At 72.0% G+C, this 23,354-nt stretch carries 22 protein-coding genes; 4 read left to right on the top strand and 18 right to left on the bottom strand.

All coding sequences use genetic code 11. The annotated features are described in order from the left end of the window. Window positions 1-2: 2 nt before the first annotated feature. The gene (locus RIN75_RS33970; RefSeq protein ID WP_309116177.1) at window positions 3-1,232 is read left to right on the top strand and encodes a cytochrome P450; all 1,230 of its coding nucleotides are present in this window, start codon (window positions 3-5) and stop codon (window positions 1,230-1,232) included. Beyond that, entirely contained in the window at window positions 1,229-1,852 is a 624-nt protein-coding gene (locus RIN75_RS33965; protein ID WP_309116176.1) for an LUD domain-containing protein, read from the top strand. Before RIN75_RS33970 ends, RIN75_RS33965 begins: the two co-directional genes overlap by 4 nt. Window positions 1,853-2,597: 745 nt before the next feature. Here RIN75_RS33965 and RIN75_RS33960 read toward each other — a convergent pair. The 17 genes from RIN75_RS33960 to RIN75_RS33880 form a co-directional block, all read right to left on the bottom strand. Next, window positions 2,598-3,572 carry a glutathione S-transferase C-terminal domain-containing protein gene (locus tag RIN75_RS33960; protein ID WP_309116175.1) on the bottom strand — a complete coding sequence of 325 codons (975 nt, stop codon included), beginning with the start codon at window positions 3,570-3,572 and terminating at the stop codon, window positions 2,598-2,600. After that, a complete protein-coding gene (locus RIN75_RS33955) occupies window positions 3,569-5,179 on the bottom strand; it encodes an ABC transporter ATP-binding protein (RefSeq protein ID WP_309116174.1) in 1,611 nt (536 codons plus the stop codon). Before RIN75_RS33955 ends, RIN75_RS33960 begins: the two co-directional genes overlap by 4 nt. Next, window positions 5,176-5,961: an ABC transporter permease gene (locus tag RIN75_RS33950; protein WP_309116173.1), complete on the bottom strand. Its 786-nt coding sequence runs from the start codon at window positions 5,959-5,961 to the stop codon at window positions 5,176-5,178. The genes RIN75_RS33955 and RIN75_RS33950 overlap by 4 nt, the downstream gene beginning before the upstream one ends. A gap of 2 nt (window positions 5,962-5,963) precedes the next feature. After that, window positions 5,964-6,908 carry an ABC transporter permease gene (locus RIN75_RS33945; RefSeq protein WP_309116172.1) on the bottom strand — a complete coding sequence of 315 codons (945 nt, stop codon included), beginning with the start codon at window positions 6,906-6,908 and terminating at the stop codon, window positions 5,964-5,966. A gap of 2 nt (window positions 6,909-6,910) precedes the next feature. Next, entirely contained in the window at window positions 6,911-8,506 is a 1,596-nt protein-coding gene (locus tag RIN75_RS33940) for an ABC transporter substrate-binding protein (RefSeq protein ID WP_309116171.1), read from the bottom strand. Between the two features lie 670 nt (window positions 8,507-9,176). After that, entirely contained in the window at window positions 9,177-10,529 is a 1,353-nt protein-coding gene (locus RIN75_RS33935; RefSeq protein ID WP_309116170.1) for an FAD-binding protein, read from the bottom strand. Then, the gene (locus tag RIN75_RS33930) at window positions 10,514-11,185 is read right to left on the bottom strand and encodes a hypothetical protein (RefSeq protein WP_309116169.1); all 672 of its coding nucleotides are present in this window, start codon (window positions 11,183-11,185) and stop codon (window positions 10,514-10,516) included. The genes RIN75_RS33935 and RIN75_RS33930 overlap by 16 nt, the downstream gene beginning before the upstream one ends. Beyond that, window positions 11,182-12,219 (bottom strand): prenyltransferase, encoded by a 1,038-nt coding sequence (locus RIN75_RS33925; RefSeq protein WP_309116168.1) that lies wholly within the window; start codon window positions 12,217-12,219, stop codon window positions 11,182-11,184. Before RIN75_RS33925 ends, RIN75_RS33930 begins: the two co-directional genes overlap by 4 nt. 7 nt (window positions 12,220-12,226) lie before the next feature. After that, window positions 12,227-12,763 (bottom strand): VOC family protein, encoded by a 537-nt coding sequence (locus RIN75_RS33920; RefSeq protein WP_309116167.1) that lies wholly within the window; start codon window positions 12,761-12,763, stop codon window positions 12,227-12,229. Next, window positions 12,763-13,545 (bottom strand): SDR family oxidoreductase, encoded by a 783-nt coding sequence (locus tag RIN75_RS33915; protein ID WP_309116166.1) that lies wholly within the window; start codon window positions 13,543-13,545, stop codon window positions 12,763-12,765. Before RIN75_RS33915 ends, RIN75_RS33920 begins: the two co-directional genes overlap by 1 nt. Next, window positions 13,545-14,165 (bottom strand): cupin domain-containing protein, encoded by a 621-nt coding sequence (locus RIN75_RS33910; RefSeq protein ID WP_309116165.1) that lies wholly within the window; start codon window positions 14,163-14,165, stop codon window positions 13,545-13,547. The genes RIN75_RS33915 and RIN75_RS33910 overlap by 1 nt, the downstream gene beginning before the upstream one ends. A gap of 38 nt (window positions 14,166-14,203) precedes the next feature. Then, window positions 14,204-15,253: an alcohol dehydrogenase catalytic domain-containing protein gene (locus RIN75_RS33905; RefSeq protein ID WP_309116164.1), complete on the bottom strand. Its 1,050-nt coding sequence runs from the start codon at window positions 15,251-15,253 to the stop codon at window positions 14,204-14,206. Then, entirely contained in the window at window positions 15,250-15,669 is a 420-nt protein-coding gene (locus RIN75_RS33900) for a cupin domain-containing protein (protein ID WP_309116163.1), read from the bottom strand. Before RIN75_RS33900 ends, RIN75_RS33905 begins: the two co-directional genes overlap by 4 nt. Continuing rightward, entirely contained in the window at window positions 15,666-15,983 is a 318-nt protein-coding gene (locus RIN75_RS33895; RefSeq protein ID WP_309116162.1) for a hypothetical protein, read from the bottom strand. The genes RIN75_RS33900 and RIN75_RS33895 overlap by 4 nt, the downstream gene beginning before the upstream one ends. Beyond that, a complete protein-coding gene (locus RIN75_RS33890; protein ID WP_309116161.1) occupies window positions 15,980-16,372 on the bottom strand; it encodes a cupin domain-containing protein in 393 nt (130 codons plus the stop codon). Before RIN75_RS33890 ends, RIN75_RS33895 begins: the two co-directional genes overlap by 4 nt. Beyond that, window positions 16,369-17,445, bottom strand: a complete 1,077-nt coding sequence (locus RIN75_RS33885; protein WP_309116160.1) for a sedoheptulose 7-phosphate cyclase — start codon at window positions 17,443-17,445, stop codon at window positions 16,369-16,371. The genes RIN75_RS33890 and RIN75_RS33885 overlap by 4 nt, the downstream gene beginning before the upstream one ends. Before the next feature lie 716 nt (window positions 17,446-18,161). Beyond that, on the bottom strand, window positions 18,162-19,466 hold the full coding sequence (locus RIN75_RS33880; protein ID WP_309116159.1) for a CoA transferase: 1,305 nt from the start codon (window positions 19,464-19,466) through the stop codon (window positions 18,162-18,164). 76 nt (window positions 19,467-19,542) lie between these two features. Here RIN75_RS33880 and RIN75_RS33875 point away from each other — a divergent pair, with 76 nt between their 5' ends. After that, complete coding sequence (locus tag RIN75_RS33875; protein WP_309116158.1) at window positions 19,543-19,710, top strand: hypothetical protein; 168 nt, start codon at window positions 19,543-19,545, stop codon at window positions 19,708-19,710. Between the two features lie 34 nt (window positions 19,711-19,744). Here RIN75_RS33875 and RIN75_RS33870 read toward each other — a convergent pair whose 3' ends face one another. After that, window positions 19,745-22,804 (bottom strand): BTAD domain-containing putative transcriptional regulator, encoded by a 3,060-nt coding sequence (locus tag RIN75_RS33870; protein ID WP_309116157.1) that lies wholly within the window; start codon window positions 22,802-22,804, stop codon window positions 19,745-19,747. A gap of 94 nt (window positions 22,805-22,898) precedes the next feature. Here RIN75_RS33870 and RIN75_RS33865 point away from each other — a divergent pair, with 94 nt between their 5' ends. Further along, the gene (locus RIN75_RS33865) at window positions 22,899-23,354 is read left to right on the top strand and encodes an NAD(P)H-dependent oxidoreductase (protein WP_309116156.1); all 456 of its coding nucleotides are present in this window, start codon (window positions 22,899-22,901) and stop codon (window positions 23,352-23,354) included.

The following is a 23,354-nucleotide window of genomic DNA, read 5'->3' as shown; positions in this document are numbered from 1 at the left end:
TCATGAGCGCGCCTGACGCGTCGCCGATCGCACTGGACGACGACTTCGTCCAGCGACGGCACAACTTCTACCAGCGGTTACGCGAGGACAGCCCGGTCCGCCGGGCCACGCTGCCGGGCGGCCTGCCGGTGTGGCTGGTGACCCGGCACGCCGACGCCCGCGAAGCCCTGGCGAGTCCGCTGCTGAGCAAGGACTCCCAGCGGGCCGCACCGCTGCACGACGAGCAGGAGGAGCAGGGTGTCCAGGTCACCCGGCTGGCCAAGATCCTCCAGTCCCACATGCTCAACCTGGACCCGCCCGACCACACCAGACTCCGCAAACTGGTGACCAGCGCGTTCACCCAGCGCCGCGTCGAACTCCTGCGCGCGTGGGTGGAGGAGGTCACCGACCGCCTGCTCGACGGCCTCGACGGCAAGACCGGGGTCGACCTGCTGGGCGAGTTCGCCTTCCCCCTGACCGTGACCGTGATCGGCGAGCTGTTCGGCGTGCCCGCGGACGAACGCGACGCGTTCCGCGCCATGTCCGACGGCATCGCGTTCGGCGGCACGCCCGAGGAGATGGGCGCGGCGTCCGCCCAGATGGCCGACTACCTGGCCGACCTGGTGGCCCGCAAGCGGGACAGCGCCGACGACGACCTGCTGGCCGACCTGATCCGGGCCCGCGACCTCGACGACCGGCTGGACGAGGACGAGTTGGTCGCGTCGGCGTTCCTGATGCTGACGGCGGGCTACGAGTCCACCGCGCAGTTCATCGGCAACGGCGTGCTGACCCTGCTCAGCCACCCCGACCAGCTGGCGCTGTTCAAGTCCGACCCGGCTCACCTGGTCGGCGCGGTGGAGGAACTGCTGCGCTACGAGGGTCCGGGCAGCATGACCACGCTGCGGTTCACCACGGAACCGCTGTCCCTGGGCGGCGTGGAGATCCCGGCCGGCGAGTTCGTGGTCGTGCTGGTGGGCGTCGTGAACCGCGACCCCGACCAGTTCCCCGACCCGGACCGCTTCGACATCACCCGGACAGAGCAGCGGCACCTGGCGTTCGGCCACGGCATCCACCGCTGCCTCGGTGCGCCCCTGGCGCGCCTGGAGGGCCAGATCGCGCTGGGCAGGCTGTTCGACCGGTTCCCGGACCTGGCACTGGCCGTGCCGCCGGAGGACCTGCGGTGGAAGGACAGCGTCCTGTTCCACGGCCTGGACGCCCTCCCCGTCACCCCCCACCCCAAGGAGGCCCAGTGACCACCCCGGACGAGCGCTTCGCCACCGCCGCCCACCCCGACCAACTCACCCGCGCAGCCGAAGCCGCCCGCGCCAACGGCCTCACCGTCGAGGTCGTGGACACCGTCGCCGAGGCGCGCAAGCTGGTCACCGACCAGTTGCCGACGGACAAGACCATCTTCACGTCGTCCAGCGAGACCCTGCGCCTGTCGGGCATCGCCGAGGACATCGACACCTCCGGCCGTTTCGTGTCGGTCCGCGCCCAACTGGAACTCGACGGCGTCGACCGCGACCCGAACGAGGTGCGGCTGCGGACGGCCACCCCTGATGTCGTGGTCGGCAGCGTCCACGCGGTGACCGAACAGGGCCACCTGGTGGCCGCGTCGGCGACCGGCAGCCAGTTCACGCCCTACTCCTTCGGTGCGGCACAGGCGATCTGGGTCGTCGGCGCGCAGAAAGTCGTGCCTGACCTGGAGACGGCGCTGGCCCGGATCAGGGGTTACTCGCTGCCCAAGGAGAACGAGCGCTGCATGGCGGCGTACGGGCAGCCGAGCGTGCTGTCGAAGATCCTGATCATCGAACGGGAGATCTTCCCGGGCCGCGCCACCCTGGTGCTGGTCCGCGAACCCATCGGCTTCTAAGCGCCCCGGGGGCCGCGCTTCTCACCGCGCAGCGGCTGCTTTCGGGCCGCACAGCGGCTGCTTTCGGGCCGCACAGCGGCTGCTTTCGGGCCGCACAGCGGCTGCTTTCGGGCCGCACAGCGGCTGCTCTTTCGCCGCGCTCCGCGCGGCGGGCTGGATACCAGCCACAGGAAGGGCCTCGGTTCGTCCCCCGTACGGCCTGGGCGCAGCCCAACCGCGCTTCGCCCTTCTTGGCAACCAGCTTTTCCGGTTGCCAAGAAGGGCGAAGGGTGGTTGCCTCCGGCAGGCCGTACGGGGGACGAACCGACGCCCTTCCACCCCCGGGGGCCTGCCGCGCGGCGAGCGCCGCGTGTAGCTTTTGATCCTTCAAGCTTTTGAGCTTGAGAGCGCGCCAGCGCGTTCATCTTGAGAGCGCTACGCGCGTTGTTTCAAAGCTCTTAAAGCGCCTTCACAAGCGAACGCGCCGACGCGCTCTGAAGATGAAAAGCGGGCTTGGGAGGCCACCGGGGGAGGAAAAGCAAAAGCGGGACTTTTCCACCCTTCCCGTATGGCCCGGCGGGGCCTACCACAGATTTCCCGGGTGCGCTGAAAACTTTCGCTCGTTCCTCGCAAAACTTTTTGGCTGCACCCGGGAAATCTGTGGTAGCCCTTCGGGCAGGCCATACGGGGGGACGGAAAAGCCAAGAGCCACCGCGCTGCGCGCGCCCAAAAGCTGACAAGCACGCGCTGCGCGCGAAAAGCCCGGCTAGAGCTGGTCGCGGTTGTGAGGGGCCGTCCAGTCCAGGTCTGGGCCCAGAGGCACCAATCCGGACGGGTTGATCCAAGTGTGGGTCAGGAAGTAGTGGCGTTTGGTCTGGTCGAAATCGGTCGTCTCGCTGAACGCCTCCCGGCTGTACAAATCCCGCGCGTAACCCCACAGGTTCGGGTAGTCCACCAGCCGCCGCAGGTTCGCCTTGAAGTGGGTGACGTACACCGAGTCGAACCGTGCCAGGGTCACGAACAGCCGCACGTCCGAATCAGTCAGGAAGTCGCCGAAGAGGTATCGCCGCGTCGCCAATCGCTCTTCCAACTGGTCCAACGCATCAAAAAGCGACGATACCTCGCGCTCGTAGTCCTCCTGGCTCTTCGCGAACCCGCACCGGTACGGCCCGTTGTGGACCCGTTCGTACAGGAACTCGTTCAGCGCGTCGATCTCCGACCGCAACGCCTCCGGGTAGAGGTCCACGTCCTTCGTCGCCCACTCGTCGAACGCGGTGGCGACGTCGATGCTCAGGTGGCGGAAGTCGTTGGTGGCTATGCGCTTCTCCACCTTGTCCCACAGGACCGGCACCGACACGTGGCCGTCGTGGTCCGGGTCGGTGGCGGTGTAGGCCTCGCTGAGCAGGGCGAACCCGTTGAGGTGGTCCAGGTCGTGGCCGTCGCCCTCGCGGAAGGCCCAGCCCCGGCCGTCGCGCATCGGGTCCACGGCGGACACCGAGATCACGTCCTCCAGGCCCTTCAGCTTCCTGGTGATGGTCACGCGTTGGCAGAACGGGCAGGACAGCGCGATGTACAGGTGGTACCGGCCGGGTTCGGCTCGGTAGCCGCTCGAACCGTCTGCCGTGATGCGGTTCGGGAAGGCGGGGCCGGGACGGGCGGAAGCGCCGGGTTTGGGCTTGGGGGCGTAGGGACCGTAGGTGGCGAAGTCCACCGGGCTCGCGGCCTTGGGTGGCGTGGTCATGCCGGTTCCCTTCTGGGTAGGTGGGGGACGGCGGAGAGGAGGGCACGGGTGTGCGGGTGGTCCGGTGCGGTGAGGACCTGGTCGGCGGGGCCGGTTTCCACGATCCGGCCCGCCTGCAGCACGGCCACCCGGTCGGCGACCTGCCGCACCACCGCGAGGTCGTGCGAGATGAACACCAGGCTCAACCCGAGCGACGCCTGGAGGTCCACGAGCAGCCGCAGCACCTGCGCCTGCACGGAGATGTCCAGCGACGACGCGGGTTCGTCGCACACCAGCAGGTCCGGGCCGGGTGCGACGGCGCGGGCGATGGCGACCCTCTGGCACTGCCCACCGGACAGCTCGCCGGGTCGCCGCGACAGCAGGCCCACGGGCAGCGCCACCTGCTCCGCCAACTCGTGGACCCGGGCCGGGGAGGCATCGAGGCCGAAGGCGCGCAACGGTTCCGCGATCAGGTCGAACGCGGTGTAGCGGGGGTCGAGGCAGGTGAACGGGTCCTGGAAGACCAGTTGGACCCGCCGCCGGAACCGGCGCAGCTCCTCGCCGCGCAGGGCCGCGAGGTCCGCGCCGTCGAACAGGATCCGGCCGGCCGTGGCGTCCTCCAGCCGCACCAGCAGCCGCGCCACGGTCGACTTGCCCGCGCCGGATTCCCCCACCAGGGCAAGGGTTTCGCCGCGCGCCACGGTGAACGCCACGTCCGCCACGGCGGTGATCCGCTTGCGGGCCGCGCCGAACCGGGAACTGGTGAACACCTTGGTCAGGCCCTGGACGTCGAGCAGGGTCTCGCCGATCGCCGAGGACGGCCCCAGGAGGGTGGAGTTCAGCCGGGTGGAGTTCAGGCTGGGCGCGTCGGCCACGAGCCGCCGGGTGCGGGGGTGGTCGGGTGCGTCGAGGACCCGCGCCGGCGGGCCTTCCTCCACGACCTCGCCGTCCGCCATCACCACGACGTGCTCGGCACGTTCGGCCGCGATGCCCAGGTCGTGCGTGATCAACACCAGGGCCGTGCCGGACGACCGGGTCAGCTCGGTGAGGTGGTCGAGGACCTGCCGCTGCACGGTCGGGTCCAGCGCGGACGTCGGTTCGTCGGCCACGATCAGGTCCGGCCGACCGGCCAGGGCCGCCGCGATGAGCACCCGCTGCCGCATCCCGCCGGACAGCTCGTGCGGGTACTGCCGCGCCCGCACCCCGGCGTCCGGGAACCCCGCCACCTCCAGCAGCTCCACCGCGCGCCGGCGGGCGTCGCGCCGGGAGGCCAGCCCGTGCACCCGCAGCACCTCGGCGACCTGCGCCCCCACCGGCACGACGGGGTTCAGCGCGGCCGTCGGGTCCTGCGGGACCAGCGAGATCGACCGCCCGCGCACCGCGCGCATCCCGCGCTCGCCCAGGGCCAGCAGATTCCGCCCGCCGAACTCCACCGACCCGCCCAGCACCCGCGCCGACGACGGCAGCAGCCCCAGCACCGTGCGCGCCAACGTGGTCTTGCCGGACCCGGACTCGCCGACGACCGCCACGGTCTGCCCGTGCCGCACGGTCAGGTCCACGCCGAGGAGCGCCGGGACCCGGCCCCCGGCGAAGGACACCCGCAACCCGCGCACCGCCAACAGGCTCACCGCCGCGCCACCGCCCGGTGCAGCGCGGTCACGGCCAGCGTCGTGCAGACCACCATCAACCCGGGAAACGCCGTGAGCCACCACGCCGTTCCCACGTAGTCCCGACCGGACGACGCGAGCGTGCCCCAGTCGGCGTCCGGCGGTCGCGGCCCGAACCCCAGGAAGCTCAACGACGAGGACGCCAGCAGCGCGACCCCCAGGCTCATCAGCGCCAACGTCAGCACGGGCCCGGCCGCGTTGGGGATGATGTGCCGCACCAGCACGGCCGAGGGCCGCACACCGCTCACCGTCGCCGCCGCCACGAACGGCCGCGTCCGCACGTGCAGCACCTGCGCCCGCACCACCCGGCAGTACGGGGCGACCCCGGCCACCGCGACCGCGACCGCCACGTTCACCACCGAACTGCCCAGGATGCCGATCACCGCCAACGACAGCAGCAGCGCCGGGAACGCCAGCAGCACGTCCACCGCCCGCATCAGCAGGGCGTCCAGCCAGCCGCCCAGCATCCCGGCGACCAGCCCGACCAGCGCCCCCACCACCAGCGACGCCGACGCCGCCGCCAACGCCACCAGCACCGACATCCGCGCCCCGTGCACGACCCGGCTGAACAGGTCCCGGCCCAGCTGGTCGGTGCCGAACGGGTGCGCGAAGCTCGGCGGTTCCAGCATGACCAGCGGGTCGATGCGGTCCGGCGGGGTCGGCGCGAGCAGGCCGGGCACCGCCACGCACGCCACCACGAACGCCAGCACCAGCAGCGACAGCACGACACCCGGGCGCTTCACGGTCAGTCCCGGATCCGGTCCGCGGTGACCCGCGGGTCGACCAGCACGTAACAGAGGTCCACCAGCAGGTTCACCACCACGTACAGCACGCCCAGCAGCGCCACGACCCCTTGCAGCACGGGGATGTCGTGGTTGGTGATGGCCTGCAACGTCAACCGCCCCAGGCCGGGCCGCGCGAACACGGTCTCCGCGATCACCGCCGCCGCCAGCAGGTTGCCGACCGTGGTGCCCACCAGCGTGATCGTCGGGATCGACGCGTTGCGCAACGCGTGCCGCAGCAACACCCGCCACCGCCCGGCGCCCTTGGCCCGAGCCGTCACCACGAACGCCTCCGCGTCCACCGCCGCCAACGACGTTCCCAACACCTGCGCGATGACACCGATCGCGGGCAGCGCCAGCGTCACCGCCGGCAGCACCAAGGCCCCGAACCCCGCATCCCCCGTCGCGGGGAACCACGTGAGCCGGAACGAGAACACCTCGATCAGCACCAACGCCACCCAGTACCCCGGCGTGGACATGAACACCACCGGCACCCCGTGGCACAACGACCGCAACGGCCCCGTCGCCACCCGCCCCAGCACCGCGATGCCCACGCCGAACACCAGCGACAGCACCAGCGCGAACAACGCCAGCTCCGCGCTCGCGGGCGCCACCGCCGAGATCGCCGACACCACCGGTTCCCCGGTCTGCACCGACCGGCCGAAGTCGCCGCGCACCGCGTCCGCCAGGAACCCGAAGTACTGCTCGTGCAGCGGCCGGTCGAGCCCGAGCTGGTGCCGCAGCGCCTGCTCCTGCTCGGGCGTCGGCGCCGGCCCCGCGCCGGACAGCATCGTCTGCACGGGGTCACCCGGCACCAGCTGCATCATCACGAACGACAGCGTCAGCACCGCCACCAGCACCGGCACCGCCGAGGCGAGCCGGCGGAGCACGAACCCGGCGCGGCGCACGGTCAGCGCGACACCCAGGCCTCGTGGAAGGAGGGCAGGCCCTGCGGGTCGAAGCCGAGGCCGTGCACGGCCTTGCCCACGCCCAGCAGGTAGGTCGGGTCGTACACCGGGATCGCCGTGGCGTTCTCGATCAGCGACCGCTGCACCTTGGCGTAGTTCTCCTTCCGGACACCGTCGTCCACGGTCGCCGCGGCCGCGGTCAACAGCCCCGGCACCTCCGGCGCGACCACGGCCGGCGCACCGCCGCGCGGCGCGGTCAACACGGTCCGCAGCACGTCACCGTCCGCCCGCACGAAGCTGATGTCGCCCATCTGGAGTTCACCGCGCGCGGTCTTGGCGATCACCTCACCGGCCGCCAGCGGCACGAGCTTCACGTCCACGCCGACCGCCTTGAGCTGCTGCTGCACGACCTGCGCCAACAGGTCCCGCTGCTCGCGCGCCGGCGAGATGAACGTCCACTCGATGCTCAACGGCTTGCCGTTCTTGGCCCGCGTGCCGTCGTCCTGCTTCGCCCAGCCCGCCTCGTCCAGCAGCCGCTCGGCCGCCGCGGCGTCGAACTGGCTGGTGCCCAGGACCGAGGCGTAGCCCGGGGTGGCGCCGGTCAGCACGCTCGTCGCCCGCGGGTACTTGCCCTGGTAGAGGTTGTTGACCACGGCTTCGGTGTCGATGGCCTTCGCGATCGCCTGCCGGACCTTCACGTCCGACAGCGGCTCGCGGGCGGCGTTCAGGTTCAGCGTGTAGGCGATGCCCGGCTGCGCCTTGGCCAACACCTCGAAGCCCGCGCCCTTGAGCCCGTCGGCTTCCTTGGGCGGGACGTTCGCGATGGCGTCGACCTGGTTGGTGCGCAGGCTGCCCATGCGGACGCCGTTCTCCGGGACGATGTTGATCGTCACCAGGTCCAGGTAGGGCGCACCCCGGTGCTTGGCCGTCTCCGGCCCCCAGTTGTAGTCGGCCCGCTTGGTCAACGTGATGCTCGCCTGCGGCTGCCGCTCGGCCGCGACGAACGGCCCACTGCCGACAGGCTTGCGGCACACGGCCTCCGGACCGGCCTCGAACACCTTCGGCGACTGCATCCCGAGGAACGCGGTGCTGGCCGCCTGCGGGAACGAGGCGTTGGGCGCCTTGAACTTCACGGTCACCGTGCGCGGGTCGTCCACCGTGGTGCCGTCGTACCCGGCCAGCAGGCTGGCGGCGAGCAGGGACTTGGTGGCGGGCAGCACGATCCGGTCGAAGTTCGCCTTGACCGCGTTCGCGTCGAACGGCACACCATCGCTGAAGGTCACCCCGGTGCGCAGGGTGAACGTGAAGGAGGTGGCGTCCGGCGAGGCGGTCCACGACTCGGCCAGCCACGGCTTCAACTCCAGCGTCTTGGGGTCCTGCGCCACCAACGAGTCCACGACGTTCCGCGTCACGAGCTGGGACGCGGCGGTGGGCGACTGGTGCGGGTCCAGGCAGCCCGGATCGGCGTCGGTCGCGAACGTGAGCGACCCTCCCGACTTCGGCTCGGCCTGGGGCGCAGTGGCGTCCGGGGCACTGGTGCTGCACCCCACCGCGGCCACGGTCGCCGCGGCGATGAGGACGGCTCGTCTTCCGGTCATCGTCTCCCCCGTTGAAGGTCCCGGCCAGCCTTCCGAACCATCCGTCCCAAGGGGAGTGATCGACGGCTTCATCACCCGATCGGCGGTACGCCCGACGGGACGCGCGCAGCCTTCGCCCTTGGCCGCGCCGCCGCGTGCTTTTGCCGCGCGCAGCGCGTGCTCTTCACTTTTGCCGCGCGCAGCGCGGTGCTCTTCGCTTTTGGGCGCGCGCAGCGCGTGCTTGTCGGCTTTTGGGCGCGCGCAGCGCGGTGGCTCTTGGCTTTTCCGCCCTCCCCGTATGGCCTGCCCGAAGGGCTACCACAGATTTCCCGGGTGCAGCCAAAAAGTTTTGCGAGGAACGAGCAAAAGTTTTTAGCGGCACCCGGAAATCTGTGGTAGGCTCCGCCAGGCCATACGGGGAGGGCGGAAAAGCCCCGCTTTTGTTTTCCTCCCCCGGCGGCCTCCCAAGCCCGCTTTTCATCTTGAGAGCGCGTCAGCGCGTTCGCTTGTGAAAGCGCTTTAAGAGCTTTGAAACAACGCGCGTAGCGCTCTCAAGATGAACGCGCTGGCGCGCTCTCAAGATCAAAAGCCGGCTTGGGAGGCCCCTGGGGGTGGAAGGGCGTCGGCCCTTCCTGTGGCTTGGCAAGCCCGATCGAAAGCAGCGCCTGCGGCGCGAAAAGCGGCAAGTTCGTCAAGTGGTCAGGAGTTCCCGCTCCTCCTGTGTGAGTGGGGGTTCGGTGTTCCGACTCGCCTTCGTCCGAAGCACCTTCCGCACCACTCCCGGCCGCATCAGCCGCGACAACGGCTCCGACAACGTGTACGAATCCAACAACGCACCCGCGACCTCCCGGTCAACCGCTGCCGCCGCCCCCACCCGGTCCGCGTACCACCCCGCCACCCGGTCCGGCAGTCGCCGCCCGGGCGCGAACGTGCGCTCGTACCGAACGTCCTGCCCCACCGCCAACGCCCAAGCATCCGCAGTAGCCCGACTCACAGCCTTCCGCACAACCCGAGCCACGCCAGCCCCGAGCCCGTGCTCCTCCACCCCATCCCGCAAAGCCACCGCGTCCAACGCCGCCACCGTCATCCCGTGCCCGTACAACGGGTTGTAGTTCGCGACCGCGTCCCCCACCGCCACGAACCCCGCCACCTCGGGAAACGTCCGCAACCGCCCCGGCGGCGCGCCATAGGCCCGGATCCCGCCGACCAGTTCCGCGCACCCCAGCAACTCCGCCACCAACGGATGCCGCAACCCCTTGGCGTACCCCAAGAACCCAGCCTCATCGGTAGGCGGCACGTGCCCCCGCAACCCCGCGAGGCTCACGATCCACCGCCCCTCTTCGACGGGCAGCACCACCCCACCGTGCCCCTCGTCCGGCGGCCCGGGCTGCACGCACACCGCCGGAAAAGCCCGAAACCGCTCAGCCGGCCGGTAAAGCGCCGTGGCGTACCGAATCCCCGGATCCACCACAACGTCCCGAACCGACCTACCCAACTCCCCCAACCACCGATCCGCCTTGGAAGACGCCCCCGTGGCATCCACCACCAGATCAGCGAGAACCTCCCTCTCAACACCATCGACCCGCGACCGCACCACCGCCCCGGTGACCCGCCCACCGTCCCCCAGCAGCCGCAGAGCCTCGGTCTCCTCCACGACCTCGACCCCGGCCACCAGGTCCCGCAGCACCGACTCCAGCAACGGCCGCCGACAGCTCACCAAGAACTGCCCGTGCTCGAACCGGGGCGTCCACCCGAACGGCGTGAACGTCAAGATGTCCTGCGGCATCCCGACCCGATGCGCCCCCGCCCCGAGCAAAGCCGCCTCGAACCCCGGCACCAGGCTCTCGATCGCCCGAACCCCCCGCGCCAGCAACAAGTGCGCGTGCCGCCCCTGAGGAACCCCACGCCTCGGGCGAGCCCCGTCAAACCGGTCCCGCTCCACGACACTCACGACATGCCCGTGCCCGGCCAAAGCAGCCGCGGCGAGGAGCCCCGCCACCCCACCACCGAGCACCAACCCGTGCCCCATCAGAACTTCCGCCACGGCGACACGCCCTCGGCCCGGAACTGCCGGTACAGCAGCACCGCGTACACCACGTCCAGCACGACCTCGGCGACGATCATCTGGTGCAGCAGCCACCGGTCCGGGTACCACGCGATGAGCCCGACCGCCCCCGACACGTCGATCACCGTCTTGAGCAGCGCGATGTACATGGTCTGCCCGACCGTCGACCGCCGGACCCGCAGCATCTGGATGAACAGCGCCTCCATCAGCACCACCACGAACACCGTGGTGTACGCGCCGACCCGGTCGTCGAACTCGCGCGTCGCCAGGACCATGAACGACAGCGCGAAGACGAACCACCCGCCGACCATCCACGCGAACCCCGCCCGCGACATCCCGGGGAAGTCCTGCCGCCCCCACCGCAGCGCCTGCCACAACAACACGAGGTTGAGCGGCAGCCAGAAGTACAGGATCACCCGCATTTCCGGGTACACCGGGTAGATGAACGCATACGTGAGTTCCCACGACACGTTGGCGCACGCCGCGAACACCGGCAGCGTCGACCGCTTGTCCAGGAACCCGCGCCGGATCGCCAGCAGGTAGATCGCGAACGTGCACACGCCCACGACCGCGAACGCGATACCGGGCACCGCCTCCGGCACAGGGGCCTGCGGATCGAGAACCGGAGGTGTCACGCGGCACCCACCGCGCCCGCGCGCCCGCGCTTGAAGGCGTCGAGCACCTGCACACCCACGGCGGGCGTCACGTACAACGCGAACAAGACGGCACAAGCCACCACCGAAGCGGTGACCCCGTCATCGATCGCGGTCGCGACGGTGAAGCCCACCACCGCCACCACACCGGTCGCAGCGGCGTGCGCGGTGGCCAGGTGCGCCGTCGAGGTGGCCTGTTCGGGCGCGTCCGGCGACGGCGGTTCACGCAACAACCGCCGGCTCAGCACAACCGCGCCGGGCACCGTCAACAACAGGCCGACACCGACCGCAAGCGGCAGCACACCAATCACCGTGGTCACCAGGACGGTGGCATAAGCAGCAACCTGCAAACCGGCGAACAGCAGCGCTGCCTTACGCGCACCCAAGGTGTTCGGGAGGGTGTGCTTGCCGACGACCAGGTCCGAGTCGCGGTCCACGAAGTTCATCACCATCATCCGCGCGGTCATCACGAGCAGCAGGGGCACGCACACCGCGACCAGTTCCGCCGGAAAACCGCCGGTCAGCGAGTACACCATGAGGAACGGGCAGAACAGGGTGAGCGACGCGGCCGTGGTGACCTCGCCGACCGCCCGGTAGTTCAGCCGCACCGGTGGCGCGGTGTAGAACCAGGCCAGCGCGATCGCGGCCAACGAGATGAGCCGCTGCACCGGGCTGGGCATGACCACGGTCAGCAGCAGCACCACGAACAGCAGCACGAACGCCGCGGCCAGGCTGACCTCCGGCCGCAGCGCGCCCTTCACCAAGACCTGACTGCCGCCGGTCCACCGGTTGGGCGCGGTGTGCGCGCTGTCGGCGGCCAGGTCGAAGTACTCGTTGCAGTAGTGGGTCATCAGGTGCGTGAGCACGACCGTCGACTGGATCAGCAGCCAGGTGCCCAGCGCGAACGCGTGTCCACTGTAGACGGACACGGCGACGCCGAGGGTCACCGTCAACTGGCTCTCGACCAGGAACCGCAGCCTGCTCAGCCGGATGAACGCGGCGAGTCGCCCGCCCACGGCCCGGCTACCTGTTCCGCCAGGGCACGCCGGGCGCGTACAGCCGCGCGTCGGTCTCCAGCTCGAACGGCGCGCCCGGCGGCAGGTTGATCAGCTCCATCTGCATGCCCCACGGCGTGGTGAAGTACACCCAGCGGTCGCCGGTGATGGGACCCTCCTCGATGGTCTCCGGCTCGCCCATGACCGTGACGCCGGGCTGCTCGCGCAGGTACGCCACCGCCGCGTCCACGTCGTCCACGTGGATCGCCAGGTGGTGGCCGCCCCAGTCGCTGTTGCGCGGCAGTTCGCGGCGCTGGTCGGGGGCGGTGTACTCGAACAGCTCCAGGTTGGTGACCGGGCCGAGCCGCAGCATGGCGATTCGGGTGGACGCCTTGGAATCCACGCCGAGCTTGCGGGTCATCCAGTCGCCGTCCGGGTCCTCCACCGGCCCCAGTTCGTAGACCAGTTCCGCGCCGATCACGTCGACGAAGAACCGCACCGCCTGCTCTAGGTCCGGCACCGTGTACGCCACGTGGTGCACGGCCCGCGCGCCCGGGACGCCCATCAGATCCTCCCCGCGTAGGCCTGGTTGGGGATCGCGCCCATCAGCGCGAGCCCGCCGTCGATGTGCAGCGTGGAACCGGTGACGTAGGCCGCCGCGTCGCTCGCCAGGTGGGCGATCAGCGCGGCCACCTCGCCGGCGCGGCCGGGTCGGCCGACCGGGATCATCGGCCGGTCGATGTCGGCGGCGTCGACGTGGTCCGGGACGCCGTTCATGGGGGTGGCGGTCTCGCCGGGGGCGACCGCGTTGACGGTGATGCCGTGGGGGGCGAGTTCCAGGGCCATCACCCGGGTCAGCATCAGCAGGCCGCCCTTGGCGGCGCAGTAGGCCGAGCCGCCGTCGATGGGGATCAGCTCGTGCACCGAGGTGACGTTGACGATCCGGCCGCCCGTGCCCTGCTCGACCATGCGCCGGGCGACCGCCTGGGCGCACGCGAACGGGCCGGTGAGGTCGACGGCGAGCAGGCGCTGCCAGTCGTCGAGGGTCTCGTCGAGGAACTTGCCGCGGTGGTTGACGCCGGCGTTGTTGACGAACACGTCCACGCCGCCGAGGTCGGTCACCGCCCGGTCGACGGCCCGCGCGGCCTGCTCGGGTTCGGCGTGGTCGAGTCGGAAGGTGAGGGCTTTCCCGCCTTCCTCCTCCACCAACGCCTTCGTCCGGTTGGCAGCGTCCACATCGGACCGGTAGCCGATGGCGATGTCGTGGTCCGCGCGCGCTAAGAGGACCGCGGTGGCCTTGCCGATCCCGGAGCCGGCCCCGGTCACCACCGCCTTGCGTCTGGCCATCAGCGCGCACCGCCTTCGACTTCGTAGCCTGCCTGGTCGAGACTGCCCGCGCCGAGGTAGCCGTAGAGCGCGGTGGTGACGGTGCCCGGGTCGGTGGCGAAGCCGTGCGGCTCACCGGCGGGCACGTGGACGAGGTCGCCCGGGTCGAGCCGGACCGGCCCGTCCGGCGCGTGGTGGTACCCGCCGCCGCGCAGGACGAGGAAGAACTCGTCGGCGTGCGGGTGGCGGTGCGGCTCGTGGTGGCCGCCGGGGGCGAACGTGGAGGTGGCGACCACGAGCCCGGTGGTGCCGAGGGTGTCGGTGGTCGCGAGCCACCGCACGCCCATGTCGGTGAACCCGCCTTCGCCCGCCAGCAGGTGGTCCGCGGCGGTCTGGCCCTCGGAGTCGCCGGCGGGGGCGAAGCGCCAGGTGCGGCTGTGCGCGGGCGCGGGGTGGCGGGAGGTCAGCACCAGGAGCCGTGCTTCGCCGCTCAGTTCGGCCGACCCGTGGACGCCGTCACCGACCCGCAGCACGTCAGCCCACTTGGCCTCGCCGCCGATCACCAACACGGCCGTCTCAGCCTCGCCCGTCACCGCGAAGTCGCCGGTGTGCAGGGCGATCGAGCCCAAGGCCGTTGTCACGACCACACCGTCCACATCGGACGTTCGCACCAGGGTCGTCACCAGTCCGCTCCGATGATCACCTTGGGCGGTCCGGACCGGCCGCGCTCCAGCAGTTCGAACGCCCGCTCCGGCGTGCGCGCGGGCACCACCGCGGCGACCAGGCGCGCACCGTCGAGGACGCCCTCGGCGAACATCCGCACGGTCTCCTCGTAGTGGTCGATGCCGTGCTGGACGCCGAGCACGGTCACCCCGCGCAACGCGACATCGCCCGGCACCAAGCCCTCCTCGGGCTCGTTCGACACCCCGACCAGCGCGATCCGGCCACCGCGCTCGACCAGCCGCAGGGCCGTGGCGAACGCGCCCGTCCCGCCGGAGGCCTCCACCACCAGGGAGTGCTCGCCGGGCGGCGCGTCGGGGACCAGGTGCGCGGGGCACCCGGCCAGGGCCAGCCCCGCCGGGTCGATGCCGACCGCGATCACGTGCTCGGCCCACCGGGACGCGAGCTGCACCGACAGCAACCCGATGGTGCCGGTGCCGACGACGGCGACCCGGTCGTCCGGACGGACCTGGGCGCGCCGGAATCCCTCCACCACCGTCACCGCGGGCTCGACGAACACCGCCCACGGCACCGCCAGGGACTCGGGCAGGACGGTCAGGGCGTGCGCGGGCATCCGGACGTACTGCGCGGCCGCGCCCTGCTGCCCGTACAGGCCGACCTCGGTCATCCGCCCGCACTGCTGCCGCGCGCCGCGCCGGCACCGGGCGCACCGGCCGCAGGTGATCATGGTGTGGCCGACGACGGGGTCACCGGGCGCGAAGCCTGGCGCGCCGTCCGCGGCGACCACCTCGCCCCACCACTCGTGGCCGAACACGTGCGGGTGGCGGGCGCGGCCCTCGCGCAGGTAGGAGGCGGTGCCGTGGAACAGTTCCAGGTCCGTGCCGCACAGGCCGACGTAGTGGGTGCGGACCAGGACGTGCCCGGGTCGGCGTTCGGGGATCGGCACGGTGCCCACCTCGACCCGCTTGCGCCCGGTGATCAGCGCGGCCGGCATGGTCCCGGTCGGCCAGGTGCCGACCAGCCGGCGCGTGTGCTGGGGCGCGCTCACGGGACCACCGGCGATCTCGGGGCCACCGGCGCCCCAGGGGCTACCGGCGATCTCGGGGCCACCGGTGACCTCGGGGGCAGTGCGCCCGAGACGGCCGCGGGCAGCACCGCGACCCACAGGAACTCCAGGCCCTCGGCACCGGCTTCCAGCCACGTGCCACCGGCCGGCACCAGCACGACGTCACCCGCCCGCACCGGCGCACCGCCGGCGAGCGTCGCGGAACCGCGCAGTACCAGCCACGCCGACTCGACGCCCCCGGTGCCCGGCGGCGCGAACACCGCCCCGGCCGGCAGCCGCACGACGTCCACCGACTCGGTCTCGGAGTGCAGCATCCCGCGCCGCACCAGGCACCGCCACGCCACCGACCCGCCGCCGCCGACCGTCCGGGACGGCGCGGCCGGCGGTGTCACGATCACGACCCGCCCCCGGCCGGCACGTCGAGTTGCACCAGGAAGTACTCCAGGCCCTCCGCCCCGGCCGACACGGTCACGACCGTCCCCAGCGGCGCGGTCACCGACACGCCCTCGCGCAACGGCACCTCGGTCGCCGTGGTCACGACCGTCCCGGTGCCGTCCAGCACGAAGAAGCTGAACTCCACGCCGTGCGCGGCCAACTCGACCGACTCGCCGCCGGCCAGCCGGACCCGCCGGATCGCGCTCAGCGGACCGGTCAGGACCGTCCGCGGGTCGATCTCGCCCGGCGAACCCAGGTGGAACACGCCCGCGTTCACGACGCCTCCCCGCGCAGCACGGCCGCCGTCCGCGGCCCCGACACCTCGACCACCAGCCACGTCACGCCCTGGTCGCCGAGCGCGCGCAGGCCGTGCTTCGTCCCCAGCCCGGTCAGCACGACGTCCCCGGGCCCGACCTCGGTGGCCACGCCGTCCAGCAGGATCTCGCCGCGCCCGGAGAGGATGAAGTAGACCTCCTCGGTCCGGCTGTGCACGTGCTCGCCGCTCACCCCGCCCGGCGGGATGCGCGCCCACTCCACCGCCTCCCAGTCGCCGTGCAGCCACGTGCGCCGCGTGAAGCACTTCCACTCCGACGCCCCGGCCGCGCCGTGCACGTCCTGCACGGCCGACGCCGCCGACGTGTCGCCGACGACCAGCTCACCGGTCACCGCAGTTCCCCGAGTTCCTTGGCGGCCACGACCAGCTCCCCTTCCGTCACGTCGTCGCAGAACACCGCGGACCCGATGCCGGTGGGCAGCGGCAGGCGCTGGCGGCCACCCCGGTGCCGGGTCGTCGCCGCGAGACCTTCCCGCAACAGGGCGGGTCCGAGGAGTTCATGCGAGACGGGTAGACCGGTGGCGCGCAGGACGTCCAGTATTCGGTCGCGGTCCGCCGGTTCGAGCAGCCCGCGGCGGGCCGCGACGACGGTGAACAATGCCATGTCCACGGCCACCGCCTCGCCGTGCAGCAATTCCGGGAGGGCTTTCATCTCCAGCACCGGGCTGATCGAGTGGCCGAAATCCACGAGCCGGTCCAGGCGGTGCTCCCACAGATTGTCCGCCAACTCGCACAGCATTCCGTCCACCGCCCGGTCGAGCACCTCCGCGGCGCCGGTGCGGAACCGATCGCGGACCAGGTCGGCGCCGCGTTGTGCAATCAGCTCGAACAGTTCCCGGTCGCGGACCAGCGCGATCTTCAGCACCTCCGCGAGCCCGTTGACGAGGTGCCGCTCGTCGAGGGTGGCCAGCAGCGTGCGGTCCAGCAGCGCGGCCAGCGGCGGGTGGTAGGCGCCGAAGAGGTTCTTGTGGTCGCCGTGGTTGACGGCCGTCTTCGCGCCCACGCCGGCGTCGACCAGGCCGACCAGCGTGGTGGGCACGCGGATGTACGGGGTGCCGCGCCGGTAGAGGCCCGCGACCACGCCCACCACGTCGAGCAGCACGCCACCGCCGATCGCGATGATCGGCTGGTGGCGATCGATTCCGAAAGCGCCGAGCGCGTCCGCGACGAGCCCGACGGTGGCCATCGTCTTCAGCTCCTCGGACACCGGCAGCACCATCGGCTCGTCGGTGATGCCGTAGTGCTCCAAGTAGGCCCGGATGCGCGCGCCGTGCAGGCGGTCGACGTTGGCGTCGACCACGACGAACCGGCGGCTGGTGGCGGGGTAGGCGGCGGCGGACACGTCGGCCAGCGCGGTGTTCGCGCGGTCGAAGACGTCGTCCACGACCACGACGTCGTATCGCACCGCGGCCTCGGTGGAAATTGCCCACCCGGGAAGACCACGCCCATGGTTCACACGCAACCCGCGCCCCCCATGGTGGTCGCAACGGCCGGTCCCTGTATGCGTCGGAGTGTAGCCGGCACGGTTACCGGGCAATACGGCCGAAAGGGTGGCGGACTCCCGAACACCGCTGCCGGGTGACCACGGAGTGCACTCGAACAGGCCGCCGGACGACAATGCGGACCGATTTTCGGTGAATATTCCACTCGCCGGCCGGCGCGCGTTACCCGTATTCACAAGAAATAATCGGTGAATTCCCGCCGACCGCGCCCTGCGACCCCGCCGGGCGGGCCGCCGCACCGCCGCCCCGGCCGGGCCGTGCGGACCGTCCGCGCACCCCACGGCGGCGGCGCGGCTTGTTCAGCGGCTTGTAAGCGGCTGGTGCGACGCTGGAACAGCGAGAAGTCCGAGAGGACTTCGAAAGGCCGGGCCAGACGTCGCCAGGAGGCACGCCGCCACCCGGAAAGATCCGTCCAGGGGGCTTGTGGAGGTCGGATTTTTCGCGGTGTGAACCCTTGGCGATGGCGGTCGCAGCAGGGGGGCGCCGCACGGTCGCAAGACCGGCACACAGGCGCAGGAGCTGCGACCGCCAGGCCCGCCTCGCACACCGACCGTCACCGTGATGCCGTAGACGTTCGCTCGTTCAGCCCAATCTCGGCCGTCTCAATTCGGACCATTCGTCACTGTGAGTTCCACTCCGGATGAGCCTCACCCCTTCGGGTGGGTGGTGCAGACCAGGTCCGTGGGCAGCCGTCGTAGTGCACGGGTGGCCGGACGTGACGCAGTTCACCGTAGGGCGAGGAGATCGTCTCCACCCAATCCTCGACGGCGTAGCGGGTGACCCCTCCGACGTCGGCCGGTTCGAGGTCGTGCAGCAGCCACGAGGCGGTGCCCGCCAGGGACAGCCGGACGTGCCGGCCACCGCCGTCGGTCAGCGCCCGCAGCACGGCGCCGGCGAGCAGGTAGCCGGTGCCGTGGTCCAGCGCCTGCGCGGGCAGCACCCCGGGCCGGTCCCCGTCCGACTCGGCCGCCGCGATCCCGCTGCCCGCCTGCACCAGGCTGTCGAACCCGCGCCGATCCGCCCACGGCCCGGTCCAGCCCCACGCGTTCAACTGGGCCACCACCAGGCCGGGCCGGCGGGCGAGGAGGGCGTCGGCGCTCAACCCGAAGCGGTCGAGGGCACCCGGGCGGTACCCGGTCACCACGACGTCCGCGTGGTCGAGCAGGTCGTTGTCGAGCGGGAGGTCCACCAGGGCGGACCTCTTGCCGAAACCCGTGTCCCACAGGTCGTCCTCGGGCAGTCCCGGCGCGTCGATCCGCAGCACGTCCGCGCCGAGGAGGCCCAACGTCCGGGTGGCCACCGGTCCGGCGATGACCCGGGTCAGGTCCAGCACCCGGACCCCTTCGACGGGCAGGTCCGCCTCGGCGAGCTTCCGGCCGGAGGTCCCGGTGTCCCGGGTTTCCACCAGCGGCAGTGCGGCCAGGGGTTGATCGGTCACCGCGACGGCCAAGCCGCCGGCGGCGTACACCGTCTCCTGCACGTCAAGAGCTGAACGCCGAGGCATCTCCGCCTCGACCCGCTCGACGACGTCCGGGCCGTCGGGGACGTCCAAGGCGCGCAGGAGCCGTTCCCGGTGGTGCGGGTAGTTGGCGTGCGTCCGGACCCACCCGTCAGCCGTCCGCCAGAACCGCGACAGGGGCGCGAAGACGGTCGGCTCCCGGCCGTCCATCCGGATGTGCCGCTCGCTCACGAAAGCCGTCGCCACCGCGCCTTCGTGCAAGCGGACCCTGGGCCGGGCTTTCCCGGTGCGCTGGGCGAGCAGTTCGGCGGCGGCCAGGGAACACACGCCGACCGTTGCTCGGGCCAGTTCCCGGACGGGCAAGCGGGCGGGCAGGACCCCGTCGACGTGCTCGTACGAGATGGCGGCGGCCAGGTCGGGGTTTCCGCCGAGTTGGCGCCAGGCGTGCTCCGTTGCAGCGTCCATGCGGATCATGGTGCGGCAGGCGAGCACTGGCGACCGGTGAGAGTTTGCCCACGTGACAGCGGGCAACCCTGCCGGCATGGAGAAGGACGTGCCCCCGGTGCGGACACCGGAAGAGGACCAGCAGCTGGCCGACAGCCAAAAGCTCATCGACGACGCCAAGCTGACGGCCGAGGACCTGCGGAAGGCCACACCGGACCCGTTCCCGGACTCGGAGCCGCCGCAGGAGAGCCGACCGGGCAGCTGAGCCGTCCGGGCAGGAGAGCCGTCCGGGCGGCTGACTAGCCCTGGCCGGCGGCGAATTCCGCGTCGAATGCCTCCGCGCCGATGGCCTCGCGGACCCGGTCGGCGATGCGCGTGACGTCGCCCCGCTCGCCCTCCGGCAACGGTGCGCCCACCGACTCCCGCAGAGCGGCTGCTCGTCCCAGCAACCTGGCCGCTTCGGCGGGTTCCGCGACGCCCGCCAGCCCTTCGTAGGCCAGTGCCACCGCACGGGGATCGGCGGCACGTTCCGCGGCGGCCAGGCCTTCCATGTGCAGCCCGCGGGCCGCCTCGGCATCCCCTCGTTGTTCCGCGGTGAAGCCGAGTTCGGCGAGGATCATGGACTGGGCGATGTCCGAGCCCAGTGACCGGTCCCAGGCCAGCCACTTGCGGAGGATGGCCTCGGCCTCATCGAAACGGCCTCGTCTGCGGGCGCTCAGGGCCAAGCCGAGTTCCGCGAACTCCTCGCCGATGGGATACCCCTGTTCGGCCGCCACCTTGCGCGCTCGTTCGTGCAGGTCGTCGGCGCGGTCGAGGTCGCCGATGAGCAGGGCGATGCGGCCCAGGGCGCCGAGCTTGTCCGAGACGTCGGTCCACAGGCCCAGGTCCTCGGCCATCCGCAGGCCCGAGCGGTGGACGTGGGCGGCCTGGTCGTAGTCGCCGGCGATCTCGGCGCGCCAGCCGAGCGCGTAGGTGGCGTGCAGGCGGCCCCAGCGGTCGCCCAGCGCGGTGAAGAGGTCCATCGCGCGGGTGCCGGCGGCGGTGAGGGTTTCCAGGTCGCTGCGCAGGAGTGCGTGCCGTGAGCGGACGATGAGGGACGTGGCGATGCCCCACTGGTCGCCCAGGCCCTGGAAGACGGCGAGGGTCGACTCGAGTTGGTCCTCGCCGGTGCGGACCGCGCCGATGCCCACGCCGGCGATCGCGAGGAAGACCTCGGCCCTGGCCCGTGCCGCCGAGGCGTCCGGGTCTTGGGGGCGGGGAGCCTCGATCACGCTCAGGTCTTGGGACTCGCCCATGCGCAGCCGGAAGGCGGTCAGCCAGATGCGGGCGGTGGCGGCGTCGTCCTCGGAGCCGCCGGCGGCCAGGGCGGCGGTGAGGGCGCGGCAGCCCTCGCCCAGTCGGCCGCGCAACACCCAGTACCAGGCCAGGGCATTGACCAACGGCAGTGCGGTGCCCTCGCGTACGGCGCTCTCGACGGCGGCGCGGAGGTTCGCGGACTCGACGTCCAGCCGGCGCAGCCACTCCCGTTGCTCGGGGCCGCGCAGGCGCGGGTCGGCGCGCAGCGCCAGGGACGTGTAGTGCTCGCGGTGCCGGCGTTCGACCTCGGCGCGCTCGCCCGACTCGTCCAGCTTCGCGGCGCTGTAGTCGGCCACGGACTCCAGCAGCCGGTACCGATAACCGTCCACTGTGGACACCGCGACCAGCGAGCGGTCCACCAGGCGGGCCAACAGGCCCAGCACGTCCAGGTCGTCGCCGCACACCGCTTCGGCGGCGTCGAGCGTCCAACCGTCGGCGTGCACGGAGAGCCTGCGCAGGACCGCGCGTTCGGGCTCGGTGAGCAGGTCCCAGCTCCAGTCGATGACCGCGCGCAGGGTCCGCTGCCGGGCCGGTGCGTCGGCGTGGCCGGCGGACAGGAGGCGGAACCGGTCGTCCAGCCGTGCCAGCAGTTCGTGCACGCCCAGGGCGCGCACGCGGGTGGCCGCGAGTTCCAGGGCGAGGGGCACGCCGTCCAGCCGGCGGCAGATGGCGGCGATCGCGTCGGCGTTCTCGTGGGTGAGCGTGAAACCGGGGCTGCGCGCGGCGGCGCGGGACACGAACAGCTCGACGGCGCTCGGCTCGGCCAGCGGCGGCACCGGGTACAGCACCTCACCCGCGACACCCAGGGGCCGTTGGCTGGTCGCGAGGACCCGCACGCCGGGCGCGGTGCGCAGGAGCACGCCCACCAGGTCGGCAACGGCCGGGGTGACGTGCTCGCAGTTGTCCAGCACGAGCATCATCCGCTTGCCCCGCAGCGCGTCCGCCAGGTGCGCGATCAGCCCGGACGACGTCTCGTCCCGCACCCCGACGACGGCCGCGACCAGCTCCGCCACCGCCTCGACGTCCGCCCCGGCGGCCAGACCGCCCAGTTCCACCAGCCACACGCCGTCCGGGAAGTCCTCCACCGCGCGCCACGCCGCCGCCAGCGCCAGCCGGGTCTTGCCCACCCCGCCGGGACCGGTGAGCGTCACCAGCCGGTCCGGGCGCGCCCGCACCTCGCCGACCGCGTCCGCCCGGCCGACCAGCTCACCCAGCACGTGCGGCAGGTTCGACGCGGACACCGGACGCGCGCCGCCCAGCGCCGGGTCCTGGGCCAGGATCGCCTGGTGCAGCGCGGCCAGCTCCGGCCCCGGCTCCACGCCCAGCTCGTCGGCCAGCCGCGCCCGGAAGTCCCGGTACCCGGCCAGCGCCTCGCTCTGCCGCCCCGCCCGGTACAGCGCGCGCAGGTGGGCGGCGCGCAGGCGTTCCCGCAGCGGGTGCCGCTCGACCAGGTCGCCCAACTCGTCCGCGAGCACGCCCTGCTCGCCCAGCTCCAGCCGGGCCTCGGCGCGCTGCTCAACCGCCGTCAGCCACAGCTCCGCCAGCCGCGCGGCGGCGACCCGGGCGAACTCCTCGTCGGCGAAGTCGGCCAGCGCCGGGCCCCGCCACAGCGCCAGCGCGTCACCCAGCAGCGCGACCCGGTCCCGCGCGGACCCGACCGCCGACGCCTGCGCGACCAGCGCCTCGAACCGCCGCACGTCCACGTCGTCGGGCGGCACGTCCAGCAGGTAGCCGGGCGGGCGGGACACGACCAGCGCGCGTGACCCGGGCTCGGCGTTGTCCAGCGCGCCGCGCAGCTGGGACACCCGGGTCTGCAACGCGCCCGCCGGGTTGGCCGGCAGCCGCTCGCCCCACAGGTGGTCGACGAGCCGGTCCGCGGGCACCACCCGCCCCGCCTCCAGCACCAGTTCGGCCAGCAGGGCGCGGACCTTCAGCTCGGGGATGCGGACCGGACGGGCGTCGGACGTCCACACCGCCAACGGACCGAGCACCCCGAAACGCACGGCCAGAACCTACCCGAAGGGCGTCCGAAGTCGATCTGGACGGCGTCTGGAGGGCACAACGCCACGGTGGGTCCCATGAGAGAGGAGCCGACCGGTGGACGAGCTGCCGCACCTGGCGATCATCGTCGAGGGCGAACCCGACCTGGCCGTCGCGCGGTGGCTGGCCGAGGCCGCCCGCCGCCGGGGTGACCTGGAGGTCGACCTGCTCGACCTGTCGCTGCTGCACCTCGTGGACGCCTGCGAGGTCGCCGGCGAGATCGCCCCGCCAGCGGTGCACGACCTGGAGCCGTGGCTGACCGTGGCCGCCGGGTTCGTCGTCGTGGTGCCCCGCCGGTTCCCGGCGACCCTGGCCCGCACCGTCGGCTGGTGCCCGGACCCGTGGCGCGGCAAGCCCGTCGCGTTCGCCTGCGACACCGCCGACCCGCCCGCCCTGCCCGGACTCCGCGTCGTCTTCGCCGCCGTCCGCGCGGTGGTCGTGCGCGAGGTCGCCGTCCACGCCGATCCCCGGTGCGCCGAGCGCGTGCTCGCCGCCCTGACCCACCACCTGTGA

It is taken from the genome of Saccharothrix sp. (assembly GCF_031180885.1).
Classification (GTDB): Bacteria; Actinomycetota; Actinomycetes; order Mycobacteriales; family Pseudonocardiaceae; genus Actinosynnema.
This window is presented reverse-complemented; position numbering and strand designations above follow the sequence as displayed.